We start from the raw sequence: 26,348 nt of genomic DNA on the forward strand, positions 1-26,348 counted from the left end.
GCCCAAAGGCCGCGCCGCACGGTGATACAGGGATCGGGCGGGGGGTGTAAACCCGCTCCTCAGGCGAGGAGCTTGCGCACCGCGTCCTTCCAGCCGGCGAGCTTGCGCTCGCGCTCGCCCGCCGACATCGAGGGCTCGAAGCGCCGCTCCAGCCGCCAGCGATCGGCGAACTGCTCGGGCGGCGGATAGAAGCCGACGTCCATCCCGGCGAGATAGGCCGAGCCGAGCGCGGTGGTCTCCTTCACCTCGGGCCGGTCCACCGGCGCGGCGAGGAGATCGGCCAAGCGCTGCATGGTCCAGTCGGAGGCGACCATGCCGCCGTCGACGCGCAGCACCGTCTCGCCGTCCTTGGGGGCGTGCGCCGCCCAGTCCGCCTGCATGGCTTCGAGCAGGTCCGCCGTCTGGTAGCAGACGCTCTCCAGCGCGGCGCGGGCGAGCTCGCGCGGGCCGGTGTTGCGGGTGAGCCCGAAGAGCGCGCCGCGCACGTCCGGGTTCCAGTGCGGGGCGCCGAGCCCGACGAAGGCGGGCACGAGATAGACGTCCTGCGTCGGGTCCGCCCCCTCCGCCATCGTGCCGCTCTGCGAGGCCTCCTCGATGATGCCGATCCCGTCGCGCAGCCATTGCACGGCGGCGCCGGCGACGAAGATCGAGCCTTCCAGCGCGTAGGTCGTCTTGCCGTTCAGGCGATAGGCGATCGTCGTGAGCAGCTTCGACTTCGAGGCGATGGGCGTCTCGCCGGTGTTGAGCACGGCGAAGCAGCCGGTGCCGTAGGTCGACTTCACCATGCCCGGCGTGAAGCAGGCCTGCCCGATCGTCGCGCCCTGCTGGTCGCCGGCGACGCCGCGGATCTTGATCGGCGCGCCGAACAGCTCCGCCTGGGTCTCGCCGAAATCGCCGGCGGAATCGCGCACTTCCGGGAGCATCCGCGGCGGCACGCCGAAGAGGGCGCACAGGTCCTCGTCCCAGCGATTGGCGTGGATGTCGTAGAGCAGCGTGCGCGCGGCATTGGTGGCGTCGGTGACGTGCAGGCCGCCGGTGAGGCGCCAGAGCAGGTAGGTGTCCACCGTCCCGAAGGCGAGCTCGCCGCGCTCGGCGCGGGCGCGCGCGCCCTTCACCTGGTCGAGCATCCAGCCGATCTTGGAGGCGGAGAAATACGGGTCGAGCAGAAGGCCGGTCTTGGCGGTGATCGCCGCCTCGTGCCCCTCCCCCTTCAGCTTGGAGCAGAAGGCGGCGGTGCGCCGGTCCTGCCAGACGATGGCGCGGTGGATCGGCTCGCCGGTGCGGCGGTCCCAGACGAGCGCGGTCTCGCGCTGGTTGGTGATGCCGATGGCGGCGATGTCGCCCGGCCCGACGCCCTTCTCCTTCATCGCCCGGCGCACGGTGGCGACGCTCGTCTCCCACAGGTCGTCGGGCTCGTGCTCCACCCAGCCCGAGGCCGGGTAGTGCTGGGCGAATTCCTGCTGCGCGATGCCGGCGACGTGCATGTGGTCGTCGAACAGGATGGCGCGGGTCGAGGTCGTGCCTTGGTCGATGGCGAGGGTGTAGCGGGCCACGGGCGTCCTCCGGGTTCGTTTCCTGCGACCCGCCCATGCATGCGTGCGGGTTCGTATTTGTTCGCTGCCGTTCGCCGCGAACATACGCCCCCAGGCCGGACGAGGCTAGCCCCCTGTGTTCCGGCGATCCGAATGCCTTCAGCCGAGGAGATCCCCGGTCTCGCAGATGCGCACGCCCGCGCGCTCGAGATCGGCCAATGCCTTCGCCAGCGAGCCGTTCGTGTCGATGGCGCGGCAGGCGTCGAGGACGACGTAGGTGTCGAAGCCCTCCGCCTGGGCGTCGAGGGCGGTCCAGGCGACGCAGAAATCGGTGGCGAGGCCCGCGCAGAAGACGCGCCGCAGCCCCCGCTCGCGCAGATAGCCGGCGAGCCCCGTATGGGTATGCCGGTCGGCCTCGCGGAAGGCGGAATAGGAATCGACGTCCTTGTTGAACCCCTTGCGCACGACCATCTCCGCGCCGACGGCGCATTCGAGCCCGCGCGTGATCTCCGCGCCGCGGGTGCCCTGCACGCAATGGTCCGGCCACAGCACCTGCGGGCCGTAGGGCATCTCGATCGTCTCGAACGGAGCCTTGCCCGTGTGGCTCGAGGCGAAGGAGGAATGGTGGGGCGGGTGCCAGTCCTGGGTCAGGACGAGGTGGCCGTGGTGCGATGCGAAGCGCCGGGCGAGCGCGTTGATCGGGGCGACGACCGCGTCGCCGTCGGGCACCGCGAGAGCGCCGCCGGGCAGGAAGTCGTATTGCACGTCGATCGCGAGGAGCACGTCCTCCCCGCCGAGCGTCAGGTCCATCGGGCGCTCCCTCACTCTTGTCGTTGTGCGAGAGGGCGCGCGCGGCGGGATGCGCCGCGCGCGCCGATGCCGGAACGCGAAGGACGCGTCAGTTCGGCAGCTGGGCGTCGATGCCCTGGACGTAGAAGTTCATGCCGAGGATCTGCGCGTCCGAGAGGACGCCGTCGCCCTCGCACGGCACCTCGGAGCCGTCCTGCGCGAAGACCGGGCAGGTGAACGGATGCAGCTCGCCGGAGGCGATGGCCGCCTCGGTGGCCTCTGCCTGGGTCTTCACCTCGTCGGGCATGTTCTTGTAGTCGGACATGTGCACCATGTCGGTGTCGATGCCGCCCCACACGTCCGTCGATTCCCAGGTGCCGTCGAGCACCATGCCGACGCGCTCGACGTAATAGTCGTTCCAGTTGTCGACGATGGCGGTGAGCTGCGCCTCGGGGGCGAAGCGCTCCATGTCGGAGGCCTGGCCGAAGCCGAGCGCGCCGCGATCGGCGGCGGCCTGGAGCGGCGCCGGGCTGTCGGTGTGCTGGGTGATGACGTCGACGCCCTGGTCGAGCAGCGCGGTGGCGGCATCGGCCTCGCGCGCGGGATCGTACCAGGAATTCACCCACACGACGCGAAGCTCGATGTCCGGGTTGATCGACTGCGCGCCGAGCATGAAGGCGTTGATGCCGGCGATGACCTCCGGGATCGGGAAGGCGCCGACATAGCCGATGACGCCCGTCTCCGACATCTCGGCGGCGATCTGGCCGATGATGTAGCGGCCCTCGTGGAACTTCGCCGCGTAGGTCGCGACGTTGTCAGCGCGCTTGTAGCCGGTGGCGTGCTCGAACTTCACGTCCGGATAGCGCTCGGCGACGGCGAGCGTCGGCTCCATGAAGCCGAAGGACGTCGTGAAGATGATGTCGTGGCCCGTGCGGGCGAGCTGCTCGATGGCGCGCTCGGCGTCCGACTCGGGCACGCTCTCGACGAAGGTCGTCTCGACCCGGTCGCCGAAGGCGGCCTCGACGGCCTGGCGGCCCTGGTCGTGCTGGTAGGACCAGCCGTGGTCGCCCACCGGGCCCACGTAGATGAAGCCGACCCTGGCCGTGTCCTGCTGCGCGAGCGCACCCGTCGCGCCGAAAGCGAGCGCCGCGAGAGCGGCGATCAGCGAAGTCCCTGTCTTCATGACGACCTCTTGTTCTGGGGGTACTCGAACTTTGGCATTCATCCCGCGCCCACGCAACGACGCGGTTGCGCGCCGGCCGACCCTACCGCGCGATCTCCACCGCCGCGGCGACGAGAGCGGCATTGCCCGACGCGGGCGTCCCGTCCGGGAGGACGAGCACGTCCTCCAGACCGATGCGAAGATCGTGCCCAGCGCGCCGGGCCGCCGCGAGAACGGGCCAGAAACCGGTGTCGAGCCCGTGCGAGAGCACCGGCCCGGCATGGCCGCCCTCGTCGAGCTCCGCCATCACGCCCTCGAAGGCGCCGAGCGCCGCGTCCTCGCCTTGCTCGTTGATCTCGACGAGCACGCGCAGCACACGGTCCGCCCACGGCTCGTGCAGGAATCGCGCGACGTCCCCGCGCGACCAGAGGCCTGCCTCGATGCCGATGCCCATCTCGAGGGCGATTGCCGCGATTTCGGGCGCATCCGCCTCGACGAGGTTGATGGAGACATAGTCCGGCAGCACCCGCCATCCGCGCATCGCCGCGCGCCGCGCAGCGCCGCCGGGGGCGATCCACTGCCCCGTCGAGACGCCGACGGGCACGCCCGGGCAGGCGGCGCGGATCGCCTCGAGGGCGGCGGCGATCGTCTCCGCGTCGAGGCTCTCCGCCCCAGACGCGTCCCGCGGATGCACGTGCAGCGCCCCGGCGCCGGCGGCCACAGCCGCGGCGGCGTCCGCGGCGAGCTCGTCGGGCGTCAGCGGGATCGCGGGATGCGCCGCGCGGGCGCGGGCGCCGTTGAGGGCGGCTTGGAGGAGCATCGGTCGTCTCCCGTCGTCTGTGCTCTACCTGTCCGGCACGAACGGCGTCCCCAGCGAGCCCGGCGCGCCGACCGCGCGGCCGCGCCGGATCGAGAGGAGCACCAGCGCGAGGATCGTCGCGATATAGGGGGCGGCGGCGAGGAGCTGCGAGGGCAGGCCCACCTGCGCCGCCTGGGCGTGGAGCTGGAGCACGGTCGCCGCGCCGAAGACGAGCGCCCCGACGAGCGCCCAGGTCGGCCGCCAGGCGGCGAAGACGACGAGCGCCACCGCGATCCAGCCGCGTCCGGCGGTCATGTTGGGCGCCCAGAAGCGGGTGTAGACGAGGGAGAGGTAGGCCCCCGCGAGCCCGGCGCAGATGCCGCCGAAGATCACCGCCATCACGCGCATCTTCAGGACCGGCAGGCCGAGCGCATGGGCGGAGGCGTGGTTCTCGCCGATGGAGCGCAGGCGCAGGCCCGCGCGGGTGCGCGCGAGGAAATAGGCCGTGCCGACGACGAGCCCGAAGGCGACGTAGACGAACGGATCCTGCGAGAACAGCGCGTGCCCGACGAGGGGGATGTCCGAGAGGATCGGGATCGGCCATTCCTCGATGCGCGGGCGCGTCTGACCGACGAAGGGCGCGCCGATGAGGCCTGACAGGCCGAGCCCGAAGATCGTCAGCGCGAGGCCGGCGCCCACCTGGTTCGCGGCCAGGCCGAGCACGGCCAGCGCGAACAGAGCCGCCATCAGCCCGCCCGCGACCATGCCCATCACGATGCCGATGAGCGTCGAATCGAAGGTGAAGGCGGCAGCGAAGGCGCAGACGGCGCCCATCGCCATCATGCCCTCGACGCCCAGGTTGAGCACGCCCGCACGCTCGGCCACGAGCTCGCCGATGGCCGCGATGAGGAGCGGCGTCGAGGCCGTGACGATGGTGAAGAGGATCGCCTCGAAGGTCGTCATGCTTTCGCCCCCACCCGGCGCACGAGCCGCACGCGATAGCTCACGAGCGCGTCCGCCCCGAGCACGAAGAGCAGGACGAGGCCCTGGAAGGCGACCGTCAGGTCGAAGGGCAGGCGCAGCAGGATCTGCGCGTTCTCGCCGCCGATGAAGGTGAGCGCCAGCACGAGCCCCGCGGCGAGGATGCCGAACGGGTTGAGCCGGCCGAGGAAGGCCACCGTGATCGCCGTGAAGCCGTAGCCCGGGGAGATGTCCGGTATGACGCGCCCGATCTGGCCCGACACCTCGGCGATCCCGGCAAGCCCGGCGAGGCCCCCCGAGATCAGGAAGACGATAAAGGTCGTGCGCTTGGCGTCGAAGCCCGCGAAGCGCGCGGCGCGCGGAGCGTCGCCCGTGAGCTTCAGCCGGTAGCCGAAGAGCGTGCGCCCGAGCACGATCGCGGTGACGAGGACGGCGATCACCGCCAGGATCACGCCGACATGGACGCGGTCGAGCCCCGGGATCTCGGGCAGGCGCGCGGCGCTCTCGAAGACGACGGATTGCGGGAAGTTGAAGCCCGCCGGGTCGCGCCACGGCCCGCGGGCGAGCCAGTCGAGGAAGAGCTCGGCGATATAGACGAGGAAGAGCGAGGTGAGGATCTCGCTGACCCCGAAGCGCACCTTCAGGAAGGCGGGGATGGCGCCCCAGGCCGCGCCGCCGAGGATCCCGGCGATCATCATGGCGGGCAGGAGCCAGGGCCCGGGATCCGAGCCGTGGGTCGCGAGCGCGAGCGCCGCGCCGGCGACGCCGCCCATGATGAACTGGCCCTCGGCGCCGATATTCCACAGGCCCGCGCGGAAGCAGTAGGACAGCCCGATGGCGATGAGGATCAGCGGCGTCGCCTTGACCAGCATCGCCCGCAGCGACCAGGGGTCGGTCAGCGGCTGGAGGACGTAGACCTCGAAGGCCGAGACCGGCGAGCGGCCCATCAGCGCCACCACGAGGCCGGCCACGAGGAAGGCGACGACGAGGGCGGCGAGCGGCGCGAGCGCGCGTGCGACCGGCGACGGATCGGGGCGTGGGAGCAATTCGAGGCGCATCAGGCGGGCTCCCGCGCCAGCACGGCGTCCGCTTCCGCGTGCGCGCCGATCATCTCGAGCCCGATCGCCTCGCGCGTCCACTCGGCGGCGGGGCGCAGCGGCGAGAGCGCGCCCTCCGAGATCACCGCCATCCGGTCGGCGATCTCGAAGAGCTCGTCGAGGTCCTGGCTGATCACGAGGACGGCGGCGCCCTTTGCGGCGAGATCGACGAGCGCCTGGCGGATGAGCCGGGCGGCACCGGCGTCCACGCCCCACGTGGGCTGATCGACCACGAGGAGCTTCGGGCCGCGCAGGATCTCGCGGCCGACGACGAATTTCTGCAGGTTTCCGCCCGACAGCTTGCGCGCGGCGGGATCGTCCGAGGGCGTGCGCACGTCGAAATGACCCACGACGGAGCGCGCGATCTTGGCGGCTTCCGAGAAGGCGACGAAGCCCGCGCGCACGAGCCCGCTCGTCGCGTGGTGGGAGAGGACCGTGTTGTCCGACAGGCCGTGGCCCGGCGCGGCGGCATGGCCGAGGCGTTCCTCCGGCACGAAGGCCGCGCCGATCCGCCGGCGCGCATCGATGCCGAGGCGTCCGGCGCCGGTGCCCGCGATGACGACGTCGCCCGCGTTCGGCGAAAGCCGCTCGCCCGACAGCGCGGCGAACAGCTCGCTCTGGCCGTTGCCGGCGACGCCTGCGATGCCGACGACCTCGCCGGCGCGAACCGAGAGCGCGACGTCCCGCAGGTGCTTGCCGTGGAGCGCCTCGGGGGGCAGCGACAGGCTCTCGACCCGCAAGACCTCGTCGCTCAGGCCCTTGGAGAGGTGCGCGCGCACCGCGCCCACCTCGCTGCCCACCATCATCGCAGCGATCTCGCGGGCGCTCTTCGCCCGGGGGTCGAGGGTCGCCACGACCTTGCCGCCCCGCAGGATGGTGGCCGAGCGGCACAGCCGGCGCACCTCCTCGAGCTTGTGCGAGATGTAGAGGATCGCGGTCCCCTCCGCCGAGAGCCGCGTCAGCGTTTCGAACAGCCGCTCGCTCTCCTGGGGCGTGAGGACCGAGGTCGGCTCGTCGAGCACGATGAGGCGGGGCTTCTGCAGGAGGCAGCGCACGATCTCGATGCGCTGGCGCTCGCCCGCGGACAAGGTCCAGACCGACCGGTCCGGCTCCAGCGCGAGGCCGTAGCCGCGGGAGACCTCCGCCAGCTCCTCGCGTACGGTCTCGAACGACCGCTCGGGCAGCGCGACGGCGACGTTCTCGGCGACCGTCATCTCCTCGAAGAGCGAGAAGTGCTGGAACACCATGCCGATGCCGAGCGCCCGCGCCGCCACCGGCGAGGCGATCGTCACCGGGCGCCCCTCCCACAGGATCTCGCCCGCGGTGGGCTCGATGACGCCGTAGAGGATCTTGACCAGCGTCGACTTGCCCGCGCCGTTCTCGCCGAGCAACGCGTGGATCTCGCCCGGCGCGAGCGTCAGGTCGATCGAATCGTTGGCGAGGAGGTCCCCGTAGCGCTTGGAGACGCCGCGCAGGGAAACCAGCGCGGACGCCTCGTCGGCGGGCGGGACGGATGCGGGAGGGAGGTCGGCCAAGGCGGTCGCTGCAATCAAGGGGTGAGAACGGTCACGCCTGTAGTCTTACGACCTTCCAGCGCGCGATGCACGTCCCCAATGTCGGCGAGTTTCGCGCGGGCGTTGATTGGGATCTCGACGGCACCGCTGCGCACCACCTCGAACAGGTCGTTTGCCGTCGCAACGAGATCGTCGCGCTTTGCGACGTAGGTGAACAATGTCGGGCGCGTGGCGAAGAGCGAGCCCTTCTGCGCGAGGAGGCCGATGTCGAAGGCCTCGACCTTGCCCGACGCCGAGCCGTAGCTCGCGAACATGCCGAGCGGGGCGAGGCAATCGAGAGAACCCGGGAACGTCGCCTTCCCCACGCCGTCATAGACGACCTGGCACTTGGCGCCGTTGGTGATCTCGCCGACCCGCGCCGCGAAATCCTCCTTGCCGTACTCGATGACGTGGTCGCAGCCCTTGGAGCGGGCGAGCTCGCCCTTCTCCGGCGAGCCCACCGTGCCGATGACGGTGGCCCCGAGATGCTTCGCCCATTGCACCAGGATGAGCCCGACGCCGCCCGCGGCGGCGTGGACGAGGACGGTGTCGCCCGCCTTCACGCGGTAGGTGCGCCGCAGCAGGTACTGCGCGGTCATGCCCTTGAGCATCATGCCCGCCGCCTGCTCGTCGGACACGCCCTCGGGGATCTTGACCAGGCGGTCGGCGTCGATCAGGCGCACCTCGGCATAGGCGCCGAGCCCCGCCGCGTAGGCGACCCGGTCGCCCGGCGCGACGTCGCTCACGCCCTCGCCCACCGCCTCGACCACGCCCGCGCCTTCGTTGCCGGGCGTGAACGGCAGCGGAGCGGGATACGCGCCGGTGCGGAAATAGACGTCGATGAAGTTGACGCCGATCGCCGTGTGGCGCACCCGCGCCTGGCCCGGCCCGGGCGCGCCGACCTCCACGTCCTCGTAGGACATCACCTCGGGCCCGCCGACGGCATGGATTCGAATCGCCTTGGTCATCGCTCGTTACTCCTCGATCGGCGGCCATCATAGAAAGCGCCCCGCCCGCGCGGCAATGCCGAACCCCGCCTTCCCCACGATGCACCGCGCACGAAGGCACGCGTCGTGCCATGATGCGGTGCGCGAGGGGGCGTCGGCGATGCACGGGAACCTGAAGGAGCACGGGAGAGGCCGCTGGCCGGAGGCCTTCACGCCCAAGCTCGTGACCGTCCTGCGCGAGGGCTATGGCGGGCCCGCCCTCGCCCGCGACGCCATCGCCGGGCTCACCGTCGCCATCGTCGCGCTGCCGCTCTCCATGGCCATCGCCATCGCGTCCGGCGCGAGCCCGGAGAGCGGGCTCTACGCCGCGATCGTGGGCGGCGCCATCGTCTCGGCGCTCGGCGGCTCGCGCTACCAGATCGGCGGGCCGGCGGGCGCCTTCATCGTGCTCGTCGCAGCCATCATCGCCCGCCACGGCTTCGACGGCTTCCTGCTCGCGACCATGATCGCGGGGCTGATCCTGATCGCGCTCGGCGCGCTGAGGCTCGGCACCTACATCCGCTACATCCCCCACCCCGTCATCGTCGGCTTCACCGCCGGCATCGCCGCGATCATTTTCGTGAGCCAGCTGAAGGATCTCTTCGGCATCACGCTCGCCGGGCCGGAGCCCGGGCCGGTGCTCGACAAGCTCGCGGCGCTCGGCGCGGCGGCGGGGACGGCGAGCCCGCTCTCCTTCGCGGTGGCTGCGGCGACCATCGCCGTCATCGTCGGCATGAAGCGCCTGAAGCCGACGGCACCGGGCATGCTGATCGCGGTGGCGCTCGCGGCCGCCGCCACGGCAGTGCTTTCGTTGCCGCTCGAGACGATCGGCACCCGCTTCGGCGGCATCCCGAACGGCCTTCCCGCGCCGGCGCTGCCGACCGTCACCTGGGAACGGGTGATCACGGTCCTCCCCGACGCCTTCGCCATCGCGCTCCTCGGCGGCATCGAATCGCTGCTCTCGGCGGTGGTCGCCGACGGCATGAGCGGCCGGCGCCACCGCTCGAACGTGGAGCTCGTGGCGCAGGGGTTCGCGAATATCGGCTCGGCGCTGTTCGGCGGCCTGTGCGTCACGGGCACGATCGCGCGCACGGCGACGAACGTGCGCTCCGGCGCGGCTGGCCCGATCGCCGGCATCCTGCACGCGGCCTTCCTGCTCGGCTTCATGCTGATCGCCGCCCCGCTCGCCTCCTACGTGCCGCTGGCAGCGCTCGCGGGCGTCCTCGCCCTCGTCGCCTGGAACATGGCGGAGAAGCACGAATTCGCCGCCATCATCCGCCGCTCGCGCTCGGAGGCGGTGGTGCTGCTCGTGACCTTCCTCGTCGTCGTCTTCCGGGACCTGACGGAGGGCATCCTCGTCGGCGTCGTGCTCGGCGCCTTCGTCTTCATGCACCGCATGGCGACGATGGTCGGCGTCGAGGGCGCCGAGCCCGCTGGCGGAGCGAGCCCCGACGAGAGCGAAACCGCGAGCGGGCGCGACGTGATGGTCTACCGCTTCACGGGCCCGCTCTTCTTCGCCGCCTCTTCCACGGTGGCTGCGACCCTCGAGCGGATCGGGCGCTTCCCGCCCTTCGTCGTCCTCGACCTCTCCGCCGTTCCGTTGGCCGATTCCTCCGCGATCCAGGGGCTCGCGAGCTTCGTCGCGCGGGTGCGGATGTCGGGGGCGAGCGTCGTCGTCGCGGGCGCGCGGCCGGACCTGCGTCGCTTCCTCGCCCGCGCCGGCCTCAAGCCGCCGATCGTGCGCTACGCCGCCGACGTCGCGGCCGCGCGCGCCTATGCCGAGCGGGCGCTCGCGGGGGAGCCGAGGACGGATGCCGGCGGCGAGGAAGACGCCGACGAGGGCGGCTCGCGCAGGGGCGCGTAGCCGATCATCTCGGCGGCGCGCTCCGCCGCCTCCGCGAAGGGCTGGAGCACGAGGTCCGCGCCCGCGTGCATGAGCGCGCGCGCGTCGTTGGTGTCGTGGCTGCGCACGGCGATCCGCCCCTCGAATCCCGCCTCCCGCAGAGCGTGCATGACGACGAGCCGGCTGTCGCCGTGGACCACGCTCGGCCCCGCGGGCGGCGGGGTCGCGATGACGGCCCAGCGCGCGCCCGTCAGCGGCAGGCTCGCGGGGAACTCGGCGTCGAGCGCATCCCCGAACAGGCCGTCGTGACCGCGCTTGCGCCAGCGCTCGAGCGCTTCCGGGTCGAAGTCGACGCCGAGCATGGCGACGTCGTGGGCGGCGAGCACCTTGGCGATCTCGCGGCCGTAACGGCCCACGCCGAAGATCAGCACCTCGTAGCGCGCGCTCGCCGGCAGCGCCTGCTCGCGCTCGCGGAACGGGTCGCGCCGCTCCGCCCAGCCGACGAAGGGCTCGCACCAGGCGTAGAGGCGGTGCGAGTAGAGGATCATGTAGGTGGAGAGCGTGATCGTGAGCAGCCCCACGAGGGTGACGAGGCCGATCGCTTCGCCCGGCGCATGGCCGAGCGTCACGCCCATGGCCATGAAGATGAGCGAGAATTCCGAGATCTGCGCCACCGTGAGGCCGGCGAGGAAGCCCGTGCGCTTGCGGTAGCCGAGCGCGGCCATGATGATCATGACGATGAGCGGGTTGCCGACGAGCACGAAGGCGGCGAGCACCAGCGCCGGCAGCACCTGGTCGCCCAGCGTGTCGATCCCCAGCCCCGCACCGAGGCCGACGAAGAAGAACAGGAGCAGGAAGTCGCGCAGGCTCGACAGCCGTGACGCGATCGCCTCCCGGAACGAGGTCGAGGCGAGGGAGACGCCGGCGAGAAGGCCGCCGAGCTCCTTGCCCAGCCCGATGAGATCGCACAAGGCGGCGAACATCACCGCCCAGGCGAGGGCGAAGGTGACCATCAGCTCCGGCGTGCGCGAGATGGCGCGCACCAGCCGCTCGGCCCCGTAGCGCACGAAGACGAGGACGGCGCCGACGAGCGCGAAGCCCGCCGCGAAGGTGCCGACGAGCCCCAGGCCGAGACCGCCCTTGGCGCCCGCGCCGACGCCGAAGGTCGAGAGCACGATCATCGCGACGACGACGACGATGTCCTGCACGATGAGGAAGCCGATGGCGATGCGCCCATGCAGGGCGTCCACCTCCCTCTTGTCCGAGAGCAGCTTCACGATGATGATCGTGGACGAGAAGGTCAGCGCCACGGCTACGTACAGGCTCGTCAGCGCGTCGAGGCCGAGCGCGAGGCAGATCAGGTAGCCGACGCCCGCGGTGAAGGCGACCTGGCCGAGGCCCGTCGCCAGCGCCACGGCGCCGAGGGAGCGCACGACGGCGAGGTCGAGCTTGAGCCCGACGAGGAAGAGCAGCACCGCGATGCCGATCTCCGCGAGGAGATCGACGTGCGCGCTCGTCTGGATGACGCCCAGCACGTCCGGCCCGGCGAGGATGCCGGTGGCGATGAAGGCGACGATGAGCGGCTGCTTCAGGACGAGCCCGACGATGCCCGCCGCGGCGGCGAGCGCGAGCAGCGCGGCGACTTCGTGGAAGATTTCGGCGTCCGGCATCGGGGGCTGTCGGACCTCGCGTCGGGTCGATGGGATGCGCGAACGCTAGCGCGAGCCGTGCGCGCTCGAAACCTCGGAGGTTCCCCGTGAGGGCTCGCCCTCACGGGCGCGGCTTGCGGTTCAGGAGCGCGAAGACCGGCGCGGCGCCCGCCATCACCAGCACGATGCGGATGATGTGATGGGCCGCGACGAAGGCGACCTCCGTCTGCACCGCGATGGCGACGAGGCTCATCTCGGCGAGGCCGCCCGGCGAATAGGCGAGGATGAGCGGCACGGTGCCGATCCCCATGATCCGGCCCACCACGCTCGCGAAGGCGACGGTGAGCGCGAGCAGGATCACCGTGGAGCCCACGGAGAGCGCGAGGATGCGCAGGATCTCGCGCGGCGGGGTGCCGAGGAAGCGCGCGCCGATGGTGACGCCCAGGACGACCTGCGCCGCCGAGACGATCTCCACCGGCGGGTGGAAGTCGCTCACGCCCGTGACGTGGACGCCGGCGCTGACCAGCATGGGGCCGAGCAGCACCTTCGCGGGAAGCCGCAGGACGTGGCCGAGGAAGGCGCCGGCGAGGCCGCACACGAGGATCCACGCCTCCGCCGAGAGCGGCGCGTCGAACATGGACGGGCCCGCCGCCGGTCGTGCGCCGAGCGAGACGCCCTCGACCCATTGGATGACGAAGGGCAGCGTCATGACGACGAGGAGGATGCGCGCGGAATGGATGAGCGCGATGGTGCGCCCGTCGCCGCCCTTCGCCTCGCCGACGATCACCATCTCGACGAGCCCGCCCGGCATGCCGGAGAAGTACGCCGTGACGGGGTCGAACTTCGCCACCTTGCGGAAATAGACCACGACGACGAGCCCCGACACCGCCACGAAGGCGGCGAGCCCGACGACGGCGACGAGCCATTCGCCGAGCCGCCCCAGGACGTCGGGCGTGAAGGCGGCACCCAGCAGCACGCCGATGACGGCGCTCATGGGCGGGCGCACGACGGACGGCGCGGCGATGGGCGCGCTCAGGAGGGCGGCGACGGTGCACACCGTCATCGGCCCCAGCATCCAGGGCAGCGGCGTGCCGGCGCTGTAGAAGAGCCAGCCGCCGAGCGTGCCGAGCACGAGGGCCGCGAGGAAGCGCGCATAGGGGAAGCGGGAGGGCGCCATCTTCGCGAATCCGTCGCGAAGCTCGGCCAAGAAGCTACCCGCCCAGCTACCCACCCGTGATCCCTCCCCGTCTCGTCTGCTCACCGCCTTCGTGGTCTATCGCGTGCGGCGGGGAAAGCCATGGGAGGGAACGCGAGACGAGATCGGCATGCGCCGCGCGCATGGCGCCAGGGGGGTCAGCGCCCCTCGCGCTCCGCAAGCCAGGCGGCGACGATGCGGCGCTCGTCGGGGGTCATCTCGGTGATGTTGTTGGGCGGCATCGCGTCGGTCAGCACGGATTGCGCGCGGATCGCGCTCGCGTGGCGCAGGATGTCGTCGGGGCTCTCGAAGCGGATGCCTTTGGGCGCCGAGGCGAGGCCCGGCCAGGCGGGCTCGGTGGCGTGGCACATGGCGCAGCGCCCCTGGACGACGACCATCGCCTCCTGGAAGGCCGCGCTCTGGGCCTCCGGGCGGTCGATGCCGGCGTTCCAATCGACGGTGTCGAAGGTCGGCCGCCCCGCGACGGAGAGGAAGGCCGCCACCGCGAGTGCCGCCGCGGCGCCGCCCCAGGTCCACCACACGTAGCCCTTGCCCGCGTGCATCGTGTTGAAGAAGTGCCGCACGAGCGCGCCCGAGACGATCACCATGGCGACGATCGCCGGCGCGTAGGAGCTGGACCACGCGAGCGGGTAGTGCGTGCCCAGCATCAGGAAGAGCACCGGCAGGGTCAGGTAGTTGTTGTGCAGCGAGCGCTGCTTCGCCTGCTTGCCCAGTGCCGGATCGGGATCGCGCCCCGCCAGCAGGTCGGCGACCACCTTCTTCTGGTTGGGAATGATGACGAAGAAGACCGAGGCGGACATCCAGGTCGCGATCATCGCGCCGGTGTGCAGGAAGGCCGCGCGATCGGAGAAGACCTGCAGGAACAGGACGTTCATCGCGATGATGAAGCCGAACAGCACGGCGCCGAGCGCGACGTCGTTACGGCCGAGCGGCGACTTGCACATCCGGTCGTAGACGATCCACGACAGAGCCAGCGCGCCGATGCCGACCAGCGCCGCCTGCCAGCCGGTGAGCACGAGCTTCGCGGGGTCGACGGTGTAGAGCTCCGCCTGGACGTAGTAGATCCACACGATGAGGAAGAAGCCCGTCAGCCAGGTGGCGTAGCTCTCCCACTTGAACCAGGTCAGCTCGCTCGGCATCTCGGCGGGCGCGACGAGGTATTTCTGCATGCGGTAGAAGCCGCCGCCGTGCACCTGCCAGCTCTCCCCGCCGACGCCCTTCGGCAGGCCGTCGCGCTTCCTCAGCGAGAGATCGAGCGCGATGAAGTAGAAGGACGAGCCGATCCAGGCGACGGCCGTGATGACGTGGATCCAGCGGCCGATCTGGCTCGCCCATTCGGTGGTGACGGCGTCGATCATCGTGTCTGCTGCGCTGCGAAAGAGATCGGTCGAGCCTAGTGTGGCGCGCGCGCGGAGGGAAGTGGGCGTTTTCGCGCGCGACCGACGGGACGGTTAACAAAGGTGTCTTGCCGCGGCCGCGCCACTCGTGTATCGGAGCGTGCATCGAAACCTGACGGATCGGGAGGTGTGCATGGACATGCGCGAGATCATCCTCCCGGCGCTGACCGCGATGGTCGCGATCTCCCCGGATCGCCCTCGTCGCTGAGCCCGCGCCGGATTGCGGACCACGCGTCCGGCCATCATCGCAGCTAGATCCGTTCGACGGCGGTGCGCCCGGCGCCCGCCACCCGTCAGGAGCCGGCCCTTTTCGCGGCCGCGATCGATCCATGTCCCTCCGTTCCGAACGCCGCGGCGACCCGCTGCGCGACATCGCCCGTTTCGTCGGCGGCCATTGGCGCCGGCGCGCGAAGGCGACGCTCCTCATCGTCGGGATGATGATCCTCTCGACGCTCGCCGAGATCGCGGTGCCCTATTATGCCGGGCGCATCATCGACGCCGTCGCCGCCGGGCCGCAGGCGCCGGGCGCCGGGCGCGCGGCGCTGGTCGCGCTCTTGGTGACGATCGGGCTCGGCATCCTTTCCGTGGCCTTTCGCCACAAAGCCTTCCGCGGCCTCGAGCGGCTGACGATCTTCGTGATGAGCGACGTCGCGCAGGAGAGCTTCGCGCGCGTCCAGCGCTTCTCCTCGGACTGGCACGCCAGCAATTTCGCGGGCTCCACGGTCCGCAAGATCACCCGCGGGATCTGGGCGCTCGACACGTTCAGCGACACGGTTCTCGTCGCCCTCCTGCCCTCCGCGGTGGTGCTCGTCGGCACGATCGTGCTCATGAGCACGCAATGGCCGGCCATGGGCGCCGTCGTGCTCGTCGGCGCCATCGCCTACGTCGCCACCGTCGTCGCGATGTCGAGCCGCTGGGTCGCGCCGCGCGCGCGCCTCGCCAACAAGCAGGACACCGCCATGGGCGGTCTCCTGGCGGACGCCATCGGCTGCAATGCCGTGGTGAAGGCCTTCGGCGCGGAGGCCCGCGAGGACGCACGCTTCGCCAAGCTCCTCGACAAGTGGCGGCTGCGCACGCAGGGCGCCTGGCTGCGCTACTCGACCACCTGGAGCACGCAGCTCGCCATCCTCGTCGTCCTGCGCGCCGTGGTGCTCGGCCTCGCGCTCTGGCTCTGGTGGCGCGGTCAGGCGAGCGCCGGCGACATCGCCTACGTGCTCACGGCCTTCCTCGTCGTGAACGGGTACCTGCGCGAAGTGGGCATGCATCTCAACAACTTGCGCCAATCCGTGAACGAGATGGAGGAGCTCGTCGCCATCATGGAGGCGCCCATCGGCGTCCTCGATCGCCCCGACGCGCGGCCGATCGCGATCGCGCGCGGCGAGATCGCCTTCGAGCGCGTGACGTTCCACTACAAGGGGCACGACGCGCCGCTCTTCCGCGATCTCGACGTGCGTATCCGCGCAGGCGAGCGAGTGGGCCTCGTCGGCCGCTCGGGCTCGGGCAAGTCGACCTTCGTCAAGCTGATCCAGCGGCTCCACGACGTCGAGGCGGGGCGCATCGCCATCGACGGGCAGGACGTGGCCGCGGCGACGCAGGCCTCGCTGCGCCAGCAGATCGCCATCGTGCCGCAGGAGCCGATCCTCTTCCACCGCACGCTCGCGGAGAACATCGCCTACGCCAAGCCCGGCGCGCGCATGGAGGAGATCGAGGCGGCGGCGCGGCTCGCCAACGCCCACGACTTCATCACGCGCCTGCCCAAGGGCTACGGCACGCATGTGGGCGAGCGCGGGGTGAAGCTGTCGGGCGGCGAGCGCCAGCGCGTGGCGCTCGCCCGCGCGTTCCTCGCGGACGCGCCGATCCTGATCCTCGACGAGGCGACGTCGAGCCTCGATTCGGAATCGGAGCGGCTGATCCAGGAGGCGATGGAGCGGCTGATGGCGGGGCGCACCGCGATCGTCATCGCCCATCGGCTGTCGACCGTGCGCACCCTCGACCGCATCCTCGTCTTCGACCGCGGGCGGATCGTCGAGGAAGGCCCGCACGCGACGCTGCTCGGGCTGCCGGACGGCGCCTATCGCCGGCTGTTCGAAGCGCAGGCCGAGGATATGGGCCGCGCCGCCTGAGGCGGGCCCGCAGTCACCACAAGGATCGGGGCTGCCTCACGAGCCGCCCCGCTTCGCCTTGCCGCCCTCGCCCACTCGCTCGCCGATCAGCCCGCGCGGGCGCCAGACCAGCATCGCGCACAAAGCGATGCCGATGAGCACCACCTGCAAAGCGGCGCCGCGCGCCTGCTCCGCCTGCGGCGTGAGCTCGCGCAGCAGGTTGCCCGAGAGCGTCCAGACGCCCCAGACCACGAAAGCGCCGAGCACCGCGCCGCGATTGTTGCCGGCCCCGCCGACGATGAGCATCGCCCATAGCTGGAAGGTGAGGATCGGCAGGAAGTCCTCCGCCGCGACGAAGCCGACGAAATGCGCGTAGAGCGCGCCGCCGAGCCCCATCACGGCGCAGCCGATGACGAAGGACTGGAGCCGGAAGACGAAGGCGCGCTTGCCCAGCGACTGCGCAGCCGTCTCGTCCTCGCGGATCGCCCGCAGCACGCGGCCGAAGGGGCTGCGCACGAGCCGCTCCAGGGCGACGTAGACGAGGGCGAGGATGGCGAGGCACAAAGCGAGATAGGCGGCGTTGGCGCCCAGCGTCGTCCCGAAGGTCTCGGTGAAGGGCCGCGGCACGAATTGCAGGCCGAAGGCGCCGCCGGTGAGCCATTGCGCGTTCAAGGCCACGAGCTGGATCGTCATGGCGATGCCGAAAGTGGTGATGGCGAGGTAATCGTGCCGCAGCCGCAGCGCCGCGACCCCGACGACGAGCGCCGCGAGCCCGGACGTGACCATCGCCCCGACCATGCCCACGACGACCGGCAGCCCGAAACCGCCGACTTGGTTCGGATAGTCGGGCGCCGTGAGGATCGCGGAGGTGTAGGCGCCGATGGCGACGAAACCCGCGACGCCGACGTTGAAGAGCCCGGTGAAGCCCCATTGCAGATTCAGCCCGAGCACGATGACGGCGAACACGCTCACGAAGACGAGGAAGAAGGTCGCGTAGGAGAGCACCGGCAGCAGGGCGTCCATCAGGTGCGCTCCCCCAGAAGGCCCTGCGGGCGCACGAGCAGGATCGCGATGATGACGAGGAAGGACACCGCCGCCCGGTATTCCGCGCCGATCAGCGGCACGGCGAGGCTCTCGGCGAGCCCGACGATGAGCCCGCCGAGCACCGCGCCGTAGACGTTCCCGATCCCGCCGAGGATCGCCGCCGCGAAGAGCGGCAGCAGGAGATCGAAACCGAGCTGCGGGCGCAGCTGCACGGTCAGCCCCGCGAGCACGCCCGCGATCGTGGCCAGCACGGCGCCGATGATCCAGGTCGCGCGGATGACGCCGTCGACGTCGACGCCGGCGACACGGGCGAGCTGCGGGTTCAGCGCGGTGGCGCGCATGGCCTTGCCGAGCGTCGTGCGGGTGAGGAAGAGATGCAGCCCCACTACCGTCGCCGCCGCGAGCGCGAGGACGAGGAGTTGATCGGGCGTGATGCGCATGCCGCCGAGCACGTCGCGCGGGACGAGCGGGATCGCGATCTGCAATTCGCGGGAATAATAGGTGGGGATCGGCCCCCAGAGGAATTGCAGCAGGTTTCGGAGCGCCAGCGCCGCGCCGAAGCTCGCGATGACGAGCGTGATCGCCGCGCCGTGGCGAAGCCGCGAGAACAGGAGCTTGTCGAGCACGAGCGCGATGGCGGCGGCGCCGACGCAGGCGACGAGCGCCGCGACGACGAGCTCCCACCCGAACGAGAACGGGGAGAGCGGCACCATCCGCTCCGCCCCGCCGATGGCGAGCAGGATGCCGAGCATCGAGAGTGCGAGATAGGCGCCCCAGGCGAGGAGCTCGCCATGGGCGAAGTTCGCGAAGCGCAGGATGGCGTAGGTCATGGTCAGCCCCACCGCGCCCAGCGACACGACGGAACCGACGACGAGACCATCGGCGATCAGCTGGAGCATCCTCGGCCTCCGGGACCGGCTGCGGAAGGGATCTCGCCCGAACGATCACGCGCGACCCGCTCCCCTCTCCCTCCTGGAGAGGGGCTGGGGGTGTGGGGCGTGCAGGAATGGACACGCCGCTGATGCCGTCCAAGGAGCCCGCGACCACCCATCCGAGAGCCTCCGACGCCCCACACCCCCCACCCCTCTCCACGAGGGAGAGGGGAGACACGCGTGCATGCCACCGACCGACGCGCCATCACGCCCCCTCCCCCGCATGGCGGCCGGAGCGGCCGAGGTAGAGCTCGGCCACCGCAGGATCGTCCATCAGGCTCTGCGCCTCGCCCATCACCCGCTCCTTGCCCTCCACCAGGATCACGCCGCGATCGGCGATGGCGAGGGCCGCCTTCACGTTCTGCTCGACGAGCACGATGGTGACGCCGCTCGCGCGGATCTCGAGGAGCTTCTCGAAGACCTGTCCGACCAGCTTCGGCGAGAGCCCGGCGGAGGGCTCGTCGAGCATCAGCACGCGGGGCGCGACGACGAGGGCGCGGGCGACGGCCAGCATCTGGCGCTGCCCGCCCGACAGTCGTCCCGCGGCGAGGCGACGCTGGCGGGCGAGATCGGGAAACAGGTCGTAGAGCGCGCCGACCCGGGCCCTGGGCGCCTTCACGATGGCGGCTGCGAGGTCGAGGTTCTCGGCGATGGAGAGGTTCGCGAAGACGTTCTCCGTCTGCGGCACGAAGGCGAGGCCCCGGCGCACCATCGTGTGTGCCGGGGCGTTGGTGATCTCCTCGCCTTCGAGCAGCACGCGTCCGCCGTAGACGCGAACGAGCCCCGCGATCGCCTTGATCAACGTCGACTTGCCCGCCCCGTTGGGGCCGAGCACGGCCAAAATCTCCCCCGGCGCCACCGCGAGCGAGGCCTCGCGCACGATCGGCAGGTCCGGCTCGTAGCCGGCGATCAGCCCCTCGACGGCGAGCGCGCTCATGCGATCGCGCCCCCGAGATAGGCCTCGATCACGCGCGGGTCGGCCTGCACGCTCTCGGCGTCGCCTTCGGCGAGGAGCCGCCCCTGCGCCATCACCATCACCGGCCGGCACAGGCTCATGACGAGATCCATGTTGTGCTCGATCACGAGGAAGGTGACGCCGCCCGCGTTGAGCTTGGCGATGGTCGCGACGATCTCGTCGAGGAGGCGCGGGTTGACGCCCGCACCCGGCTCGTCGAGCAGGACGAGCTTTGGCTCGGCGACGAGGACGCGGGCGAGCTCGAGGAGCTTGCGCTGGCCCCCCGACAGCACCCGCGCGGGCGCCTCGACGAGGGGCTCGAGCCCGACGAAGGCGATCCAATGGCGCGCCTTCTCGCGCAAGGTCGCCTCCTCGCGCGCGACCCGGCCGGGCGTCAGCCACGGCGCCCAGAAGCGCTCGCCGTGCTGGCTCGTCGGCGCGAGCATGACGTTCTCGAGAACGGTCATCTCGGGGAAGGGACGCGGGATCTGGAAGGTGCGCGCCAGGCCTGCGCGGAAGATGCGGTCGCTCGACAGCCCGTCGATGCGCGTGCCGTCGAGGGTCAGCGTGCCGGAGGTGGGCGGAAAGAGGCCGGCGAGGCAGTTGAAAAGCGTCGTCTTGCCCGCGCCGTTGGGGCCGATGAGCCCCGTGATCGTGCCGCGCTCGATCGTGAAGGACACGCCGTCGACGGCGCGCACGCCGCCGAAGGACTTCACCAGGTCGCGGGCGACGAGCATTCCATTTCCGTTACGTCAGAAATCGTGGCCGAGAGCGTAGACGGCACGCGGCGCGCCCCGCAAGCGGCGGCGCGCCGCAGTCCCCAGCTCGCGCTCACACGCCCGGCGCCGCCTTACACGCCCGGCGCGTCAAACACCCTTGTCGCGGCAATAGCCGAAGCTCTCCAGCCGCCACTTGTCGCGCGGGTCGCAATCGCTGGCGAGGAAGGCCTCCCATTCGCGCTCGGTGCCGTAATAGGCGTTGCGGTCAACCTCGCCGCGGATGCCGGGGATCGTACCGGTCTGCGTCCATTGCCAGAAGGTGAAGCGCCGGTCGCGATAGCGCTCGTGCGGCTCGGCGGCCACCGAACGCAGCCAGAAGGTGGCGTCGAAATGCTCGCCTTCGAACACGTCGCGGTGGAAGTTGATGTCGGTGTAGATGATCGGCAGGCGGCCGTAATGCTGGTGGAGCATGGCGAGGATGATGCGCGTCTTCTCGAGCGCCTCCTCGCGCGGCACGCGCCTCGTGCACGAGCGGGAATGGTTGTTCCACTCCATGTCGAGCACGGGGGGCAGCATGTCGGGCTCGTTGGGCACGTTGTCGATGAACCATTGCGCCTGCTCGTGCGCCGGGCGGCACCAGTAGACGAAATGGTAGGCGCCCCGCGGGATGCCGGCGCGACGCGCGCCCTCCCAGTTCTGGCGGAAGTTCGGGTCGATGTGGTCGCCGCCCTCGGTCGCCTTGATGAAGGCGAAGCGGGTTCCCGCCTGGCGCACGCGGTTCCAATCGATGTCGCCCTGCCAGCGCGAGACGTCGATGCCGTGGACCGGCAGCGAATGCACCCGGCGCACCCCGGGATGGGGATCGTTGTCGCCCTTGGCCGGATAGTAGTCCGGCGCCAGCGAGCAGCTCGCGACGACGAGGCCGAGCGCGAGCGCGGCGAGGCGGGCGAGGCTGCGGGCGGGCGCGAGGGACGGCGCCGAGGGGAATACGAAGGGCATGAGGCTTTCCGGACGGGGACGCACGGGGCCGAGGATTCGCTCGGCGATCCCTACGATCCGGTAAACAGGATAGCGTCACGATGCCGAAAGGCGAGATCGCCACGAGGCTTGCCCGGTCAGCCCGCCTCAAATCCCGAACCACAGGCTCGCGATCCCGAGGAACGCGAAGAAGCCCACGACGTCCGTCACCGTCGTCACGAACGGTCCCGAGGAGACCGCCGGGTCGACGCCGAAGCGGTCGAGGAGGAGCGGGATGACGATGCCGCCGAGAGCCGCCGAGACCAGCGTGATCACGAGCGCGAGGCCGATGACGGGCCCGAGCGTCGGCAGGTCGAACCAGATCGCCGCGATGATCCCCATCACCACCGCGAAGGCGACACCGTTGAGGAGCCCCACGATCATCTCGCGCCGCACGATGCGCATGGCGTTGGCGCGGCCGAGCTGCCGCGTGCCGAGCGCGCGTACGGCGACCGTCATGGTCTGCGTCCCGGCATTGCCACCCATCGAGGCGACGATGGGCATGAGCACGGCGAGCGCCACCATCTGCTCCAGCGCGTCCGCGAAGAAGCCGATGACCAGCGAGGCGAGGATCGCCGTCAGGAGGTTGACGAACAGCCAGGTGAAGCGCGAGCGCGTGATGTACCAGACCGAGTCCGAGAGCTCCTCGTCCGCCTTGACGCCGCCCAGCGCCTTGATGTCGGCGTCTGCCTCCTCCTCGAGAACGTCGACGATGTCGTCGACGGTGATGACGCCCACCATGCGGCCGGCGGCGTCCACCACGGCGGCGGAGACGAGGTTGTAGCGCGTGAAGACGCGCGCGGCCTCCTCCTGGGTGTCGGTGGCGAGGATGGCGTGCTCGGCCGGGTTCATGATCTCGGCGATGCGCTTGGGGCGCTGGGTGCGCAGGATCTTGTCGAGCGACACCGAGCCCTTGAGGCGCACGGCGGGGTCGACGACGTAGATCTCGTAGAACGTGTCCGGCAGGTCCTGGCTCTCGCGCATGAAGTCGATCGTCTGCCCCACGGTCCAGAACGGGGGCACGGCGATGAACTGCGTCTGCATACGCCGGCCGGCGGCATCTTCCGGCAGGTCGAGGGAGCGCTGCAGCGCCGCCCGCTCCATGGCGGGCAGCTTCTGGAGGATCTCGAACTTCTCCTCGTCCTCCAGGTCCTCGAGGATGTAGACCGCGTCGTCGATCTCGAGCTCGCGCATGCCCTCGACCACGAGCTCGGTGGGCAGCTCGCGCAGGATCGCGAGGCGGATCGTCTCGTCCACCTCGGTGAGCGCGGTGAAGTCGAGGTCCGGCCCGTAGAGCACGAAGAGCGCGATGCGCTCCTCCTGGAACAGGATCTCCAGGAGATCGCCGAAATCGGATTCGTGCAGGTCCCCCACGAGCGCGCGCAGGCCCTCCGCGTCCTGCGCCTCGAGCGTTCCGCGCACCGCCTCGACGAAGGCGCGGGAGACGCCGTCGTCCTCCTCGTCGCGGAAGACCGGCGGCGGCGTGGGCTCGTCGAGGCCGAGCGGCGGCGCCTCGGGCGCGAGCGTGTCGTCGGCCTCTGCTGCCATGCGCCACTCCTTACGCGATTCGGGGGATACGCGTTCGTTCTAGGGTCGTGAGCCCGGGCTGGCAACGCCCCGACCGCCGGAACCCGCGCCTTCGGCACGAGCCGGGTCGCGTTCGACGGCGATCCGCGCAGCGACGGATCTCGTCTCGTTTACGATGTCGTGCTAGCGTCATCGGCAACGAAGAATATGGGCGGATACGCGGGGCACACACGGGGCGGGAGACCGCCGCCGTCGTTCTGGAGGAGGTCATGTCGACGATCCCGACGAGACGGCGCGGCCTCGGCCGCACCAGGTCCACGCGACGGCACGATCCGCGCGCCGACGCCGCGCCCGTGGCGCTGGAGGCGCACGCCTCGCATCTCAAGCGCGCCGCCCAATCCGCCGGCGAGGCTTTCGCCTGGAGCGCGGAGGAGAACGTCCCGCCACCGCGCGGCTACGGCTCCACCGCCATGTGGCTCGCCGTCGGCGTGGTCGCGGGATTGGGGCTCTACGTGGCGTTCTGAGCGCAACGCGGGTAGTCCGGGGGACGATGCAAGACGACGCGACGTTTTTTACGTTGCCGTCGGCGGGCGCCGTGCACTAAGCGGCGGGGGTCGCCCCTCTCCTCCCCCGATCTCACGAGAGCCGCACCATGCCCGTTCCGGCGCCCGACACCGCGACCTGGTGGCAGCAGGGTATCGTCTATCAGATCTATCCGCGCTCCTTCCAGGACACGAACGGCGACGGCGTCGGCGATCTCGCCGGCATCGTGCGGCGGCTCGACCACGTCGCGGCGCTGGGTGCGGACGCGGTCTGGATCTCGCCGATCTATCCCTCGCCCATGAAGGATTTCGGCTACGACGTCGCCGATTATTGCGGCGTCGATCCGCTCTTCGGCTCGCTCGCCGATTTCGACGCGCTGGTCGCGGCGGCGCGGGAGCGCGGGCTCAAGGTGCTGCTCGACTTCGTGCCGAGCCACACCTCCGACGAGCACCCCTGGTTCCGCGAGAGCCGCGCCTCGCGCGACAGCGCCAAGCGCGACTGGTACGTCTGGGCCGACCCGAAGCCGGACGGCGGGCCGCCCAACAATTGGCTCTCGGAATTCGGCGGGTCGGCCTGGAGCTTCGACGAGACCACGGGCCAGTACTGGCTTCACATCTATCTGCGCGAGCAGCCGGCGCTGAACTGGCGCAACCCGGACGTCCGCGCCGCCATGCTCGACGTCATGCGCTTCTGGTTCGACCGGGGCGTCGACGGCTTTCGCGTGGACGCGGTCGAGCATCTCGTGCCCGCCGTCGCCCTCACGGACAACCCGCCCGATCCCGATTGGCGCCCGGGAATGCAGGAGGCGCGCGCGCTGCATCGCGCCTTCACGGCGCATCAGCCGGAGGTCTTCGATGCCGCCCGCGCCATGCGCGCCGTCGCGAAGGAATACGCGCCCGAGCGGCTCCTGATCGGCGAGGCCTACGGCACGCTCCCCGAGGTGATGGCCTATTACGGCGGCGAGGGGCTCGACGGCTTCCAGCTGCCCTTCAACTTCCAGCTGATCTTCGCCGAATGGCGGGCCGACGCCATCGCCCGCATGGTGGACGGCTACGAGGCCGCGCTGCCGCCCGGCGCCTGGCCGAACTGGGTGCTCGGCAACCACGATCGCCCGCGCATCGCCGGGCGCGTCGGCGCCGCGCAGGCGCGGGTGGCGGCCATGCTGCTCCTCACGCTCCGCGGCACGCCCACGATCTACCAGGGCGACGAGCTCGGCATGGTCGACGTGCCGATCCCGCCCGAGATGGTGCAGGACCCGATGGAGAAGAACGCGCCAGGCCAGGGCTTCGGCCGCGATCCCGTGCGCACGCCGATCCCCTGGGACGAGAGCCGCAATGCCGGCTTCACCACGGGTACGCCCTGGCTCCCCATCGGCGGCGCGCCACCGGCCTCCGTGCAGGCCATGGATGACGCCTCGATGCTCGCGCTCCATCGGCGGCTGATCGCGCTGCGGCGCGCCGAGCCGGCGCTCGCGCTGGGCTCCTATCGCACGCTCTCCGTCGAGGACGACGTCATCGTCTTCGAGCGCGTGCATGGCGATCGACGGCTCGTGGTCGCGCTGAATTTCGCAAATACCCCGCGTCCGCTCGCGATCGCCGGCGAGGTGCTCCTGTCGACGCATGACGGGGCGCACGAGACGGGCATGCTCGCGGCGAACGAGGGGCGGATCCTGGTCGGCTGAGGCGTCACTTCGCGAGTGGCGTTCTCGGCCGGACGCGGGGGGCGTGCGTTGTCGGCCAGGAGGTTCGCCATGCAGATACCCCCCGGCACCGCGCCGCTCCGCGTCGAGGGCCTCGACGAGCCCGTCGGCACCATCGGCCCCGGCGTCGCCGCATGCCTCGACGGGCTCGCTCGCACGACCGGCGACGGCTGGCTCCTGCCCTCCCCCGGGCACGACCTTCAATCGGCGCTCGACGCGAGCGTCGAGCGGCTGATCGCGGCCGGCCTGTGCGATGCCCCGCGAGGCGAGGCGATCGACGTTCGGGCGACGCGGGACGGGACAGCCCTGGCGCAGGTCGACCGCGCGGCCGCAGCCCCGCTCGGGCTCCTCGTGCGAAAAGTCTGCCTCGTCGCCCGCATCGCGGGCGATCGGCCGGGCGTCTGGCTCGCGCGCCGGGGCCCGAACCAGCGCACGGCGCCGGGCCTCCTCGACACAACCGTCGCAGGCGGCGTCAAGGCGGGCGCGAGCGACGCGGACACCCTCGCCGAGGAGGCGTTCGAGGAGGCGAGCCTGACGCGAGACGTCCTCGCCGCCGCACGCTTCGCCGCGAGGCTCGACCGGGTCGCGCCCATGGCGGAGGGGCTCGAGCGGGAGGACCTCCTCGTCTGGGATCTCGATCTGCCCGCCGACGTGATGCCCCGCCCGCGCGACGAGGAGATCGCCGGCTTCCTCGTCATGCCCCTTCCCGACCTCGCCGACGCCCTCGTCGCTCCCCGCGCCTTCAAGCCCGGCGCAGCGATCGTCCTGCGCAACGCGTTGGCGCGATGGGGCGTGTGACGGCGGGG

General features: G+C 71.0%; 22 protein-coding genes. 5 read left to right on the plus strand and 17 right to left on the minus strand.

What is annotated here, in order from left to right:
* Positions 1-59: 59 nt before the first annotated feature.
* The 8 genes from glpK to IEX89_RS01195 all read right to left on the minus strand — a co-directional run bounded on the left by glpK (position 60) and on the right by IEX89_RS01195 (position 8,881).
* A complete protein-coding gene (glpK, locus tag IEX89_RS01160; RefSeq protein WP_244645046.1) occupies positions 60-1,553 on the minus strand; it encodes a glycerol kinase GlpK in 1,494 nt (497 codons plus the stop codon).
* A gap of 138 nt (positions 1,554-1,691) precedes the next feature.
* The gene (pncA, locus tag IEX89_RS01165; RefSeq protein ID WP_188908617.1) at positions 1,692-2,342 is read right to left on the minus strand and encodes a bifunctional nicotinamidase/pyrazinamidase; all 651 of its coding nucleotides are present in this window, start codon (positions 2,340-2,342) and stop codon (positions 1,692-1,694) included.
* Between the two features lie 88 nt (positions 2,343-2,430).
* Positions 2,431-3,504, minus strand: a complete 1,074-nt coding sequence (locus tag IEX89_RS01170) for a BMP family ABC transporter substrate-binding protein (RefSeq protein WP_188908619.1) — start codon at positions 3,502-3,504, stop codon at positions 2,431-2,433.
* An 82-nt stretch (positions 3,505-3,586) separates the two neighbouring features.
* The gene (locus IEX89_RS01175) at positions 3,587-4,303 is read right to left on the minus strand and encodes a 3-keto-5-aminohexanoate cleavage protein (RefSeq protein WP_188908627.1); all 717 of its coding nucleotides are present in this window, start codon (positions 4,301-4,303) and stop codon (positions 3,587-3,589) included.
* Positions 4,304-4,327: 24 nt separating this feature from the next.
* Positions 4,328-5,245, minus strand: coding sequence for an ABC transporter permease (locus tag IEX89_RS01180; protein ID WP_188908629.1), 918 nt, complete (start codon positions 5,243-5,245; stop codon positions 4,328-4,330).
* Positions 5,242-6,321 (minus strand): ABC transporter permease, encoded by a 1,080-nt coding sequence (locus IEX89_RS01185; protein ID WP_188908631.1) that lies wholly within the window; start codon positions 6,319-6,321, stop codon positions 5,242-5,244. The genes IEX89_RS01180 and IEX89_RS01185 overlap by 4 nt, the downstream gene beginning before the upstream one ends.
* Positions 6,321-7,895, minus strand: coding sequence for an ABC transporter ATP-binding protein (locus IEX89_RS01190; protein WP_373290542.1), 1,575 nt, complete (start codon positions 7,893-7,895; stop codon positions 6,321-6,323). Before IEX89_RS01190 ends, IEX89_RS01185 begins: the two co-directional genes overlap by 1 nt.
* Positions 7,896-7,909: 14 nt before the next feature.
* Positions 7,910-8,881: a quinone oxidoreductase family protein gene (locus IEX89_RS01195; protein WP_188908633.1), complete on the minus strand. Its 972-nt coding sequence runs from the start codon at positions 8,879-8,881 to the stop codon at positions 7,910-7,912.
* A 139-nt stretch (positions 8,882-9,020) separates the two neighbouring features.
* Between IEX89_RS01195 and IEX89_RS01200 the strand changes: the two genes are divergently transcribed.
* The gene (locus tag IEX89_RS01200) at positions 9,021-10,763 is read left to right on the plus strand and encodes a SulP family inorganic anion transporter (protein ID WP_188908635.1); all 1,743 of its coding nucleotides are present in this window, start codon (positions 9,021-9,023) and stop codon (positions 10,761-10,763) included.
* Here IEX89_RS01200 and IEX89_RS01205 read toward each other — a convergent pair.
* The 3 genes from IEX89_RS01205 to IEX89_RS01215 all read right to left on the minus strand — a co-directional run bounded on the left by IEX89_RS01205 (position 10,673) and on the right by IEX89_RS01215 (position 14,965).
* Positions 10,673-12,412, minus strand: coding sequence for a cation:proton antiporter (locus IEX89_RS01205; RefSeq protein WP_188908637.1), 1,740 nt, complete (start codon positions 12,410-12,412; stop codon positions 10,673-10,675). The two genes, IEX89_RS01200 and IEX89_RS01205, sit on opposite strands and share 91 nt — an antisense overlap.
* Before the next feature lie 100 nt (positions 12,413-12,512).
* Positions 12,513-13,568, minus strand: coding sequence for an AbrB family transcriptional regulator (locus tag IEX89_RS01210; RefSeq protein WP_188908639.1), 1,056 nt, complete (start codon positions 13,566-13,568; stop codon positions 12,513-12,515).
* Between the two features lie 176 nt (positions 13,569-13,744).
* Positions 13,745-14,965: a urate hydroxylase PuuD gene (locus tag IEX89_RS01215; protein ID WP_188908641.1), complete on the minus strand. Its 1,221-nt coding sequence runs from the start codon at positions 14,963-14,965 to the stop codon at positions 13,745-13,747.
* Positions 14,966-15,333: 368 nt separating this feature from the next.
* Between IEX89_RS01215 and IEX89_RS01220 the strand changes: the two genes are divergently transcribed.
* On the plus strand, positions 15,334-17,127 hold the full coding sequence (locus IEX89_RS01220; RefSeq protein ID WP_188908643.1) for an ABC transporter ATP-binding protein: 1,794 nt from the start codon (positions 15,334-15,336) through the stop codon (positions 17,125-17,127).
* Positions 17,128-17,163: 36 nt separating this feature from the next.
* Here IEX89_RS01220 and IEX89_RS01225 read toward each other — a convergent pair whose 3' ends face one another.
* From IEX89_RS01225 to mgtE, 6 genes are all read right to left on the minus strand, one after another.
* Entirely contained in the window at positions 17,164-18,129 is a 966-nt protein-coding gene (locus IEX89_RS01225; RefSeq protein WP_188908646.1) for a branched-chain amino acid ABC transporter permease, read from the minus strand.
* Positions 18,129-19,049, minus strand: coding sequence for a branched-chain amino acid ABC transporter permease (locus IEX89_RS01230; protein ID WP_188908648.1), 921 nt, complete (start codon positions 19,047-19,049; stop codon positions 18,129-18,131). Before IEX89_RS01230 ends, IEX89_RS01225 begins: the two co-directional genes overlap by 1 nt.
* 238 nt (positions 19,050-19,287) lie before the next feature.
* Positions 19,288-20,019 (minus strand): ABC transporter ATP-binding protein, encoded by a 732-nt coding sequence (locus IEX89_RS01235; RefSeq protein ID WP_188908649.1) that lies wholly within the window; start codon positions 20,017-20,019, stop codon positions 19,288-19,290.
* A complete protein-coding gene (locus IEX89_RS01240) occupies positions 20,016-20,774 on the minus strand; it encodes an ABC transporter ATP-binding protein (protein ID WP_188908651.1) in 759 nt (252 codons plus the stop codon). Before IEX89_RS01240 ends, IEX89_RS01235 begins: the two co-directional genes overlap by 4 nt.
* Positions 20,775-20,903: 129 nt before the next feature.
* Entirely contained in the window at positions 20,904-21,755 is an 852-nt protein-coding gene (locus IEX89_RS01245) for a glycoside hydrolase family 25 protein (protein WP_188908652.1), read from the minus strand.
* Between the two features lie 126 nt (positions 21,756-21,881).
* Positions 21,882-23,321 carry a magnesium transporter gene (gene mgtE / locus IEX89_RS01250; protein ID WP_188908654.1) on the minus strand — a complete coding sequence of 480 codons (1,440 nt, stop codon included), beginning with the start codon at positions 23,319-23,321 and terminating at the stop codon, positions 21,882-21,884.
* A 248-nt stretch (positions 23,322-23,569) separates the two neighbouring features.
* On the opposite strand from mgtE, the gene IEX89_RS01255 reads away from it, so the two are divergent.
* The 3 genes from IEX89_RS01255 to IEX89_RS01265 all read left to right on the plus strand — a co-directional run bounded on the left by IEX89_RS01255 (position 23,570) and on the right by IEX89_RS01265 (position 26,340).
* On the plus strand, positions 23,570-23,824 hold the full coding sequence (locus tag IEX89_RS01255; RefSeq protein WP_188908657.1) for a hypothetical protein: 255 nt from the start codon (positions 23,570-23,572) through the stop codon (positions 23,822-23,824).
* Positions 23,825-23,952: 128 nt separating this feature from the next.
* On the plus strand, positions 23,953-25,524 hold the full coding sequence (locus IEX89_RS01260) for an alpha-amylase family glycosyl hydrolase (RefSeq protein ID WP_188908659.1): 1,572 nt from the start codon (positions 23,953-23,955) through the stop codon (positions 25,522-25,524).
* Between the two features lie 69 nt (positions 25,525-25,593).
* Entirely contained in the window at positions 25,594-26,340 is a 747-nt protein-coding gene (locus IEX89_RS01265) for an NUDIX domain-containing protein (protein ID WP_188908660.1), read from the plus strand.
* The last annotated feature ends 8 nt before the right edge of the window (positions 26,341-26,348 follow it).

The sequence above is a fragment of the Salinarimonas ramus genome (genome assembly GCF_014645695.1).
Lineage (GTDB): Bacteria > Pseudomonadota > Alphaproteobacteria > Rhizobiales > Beijerinckiaceae > Salinarimonas > Salinarimonas ramus.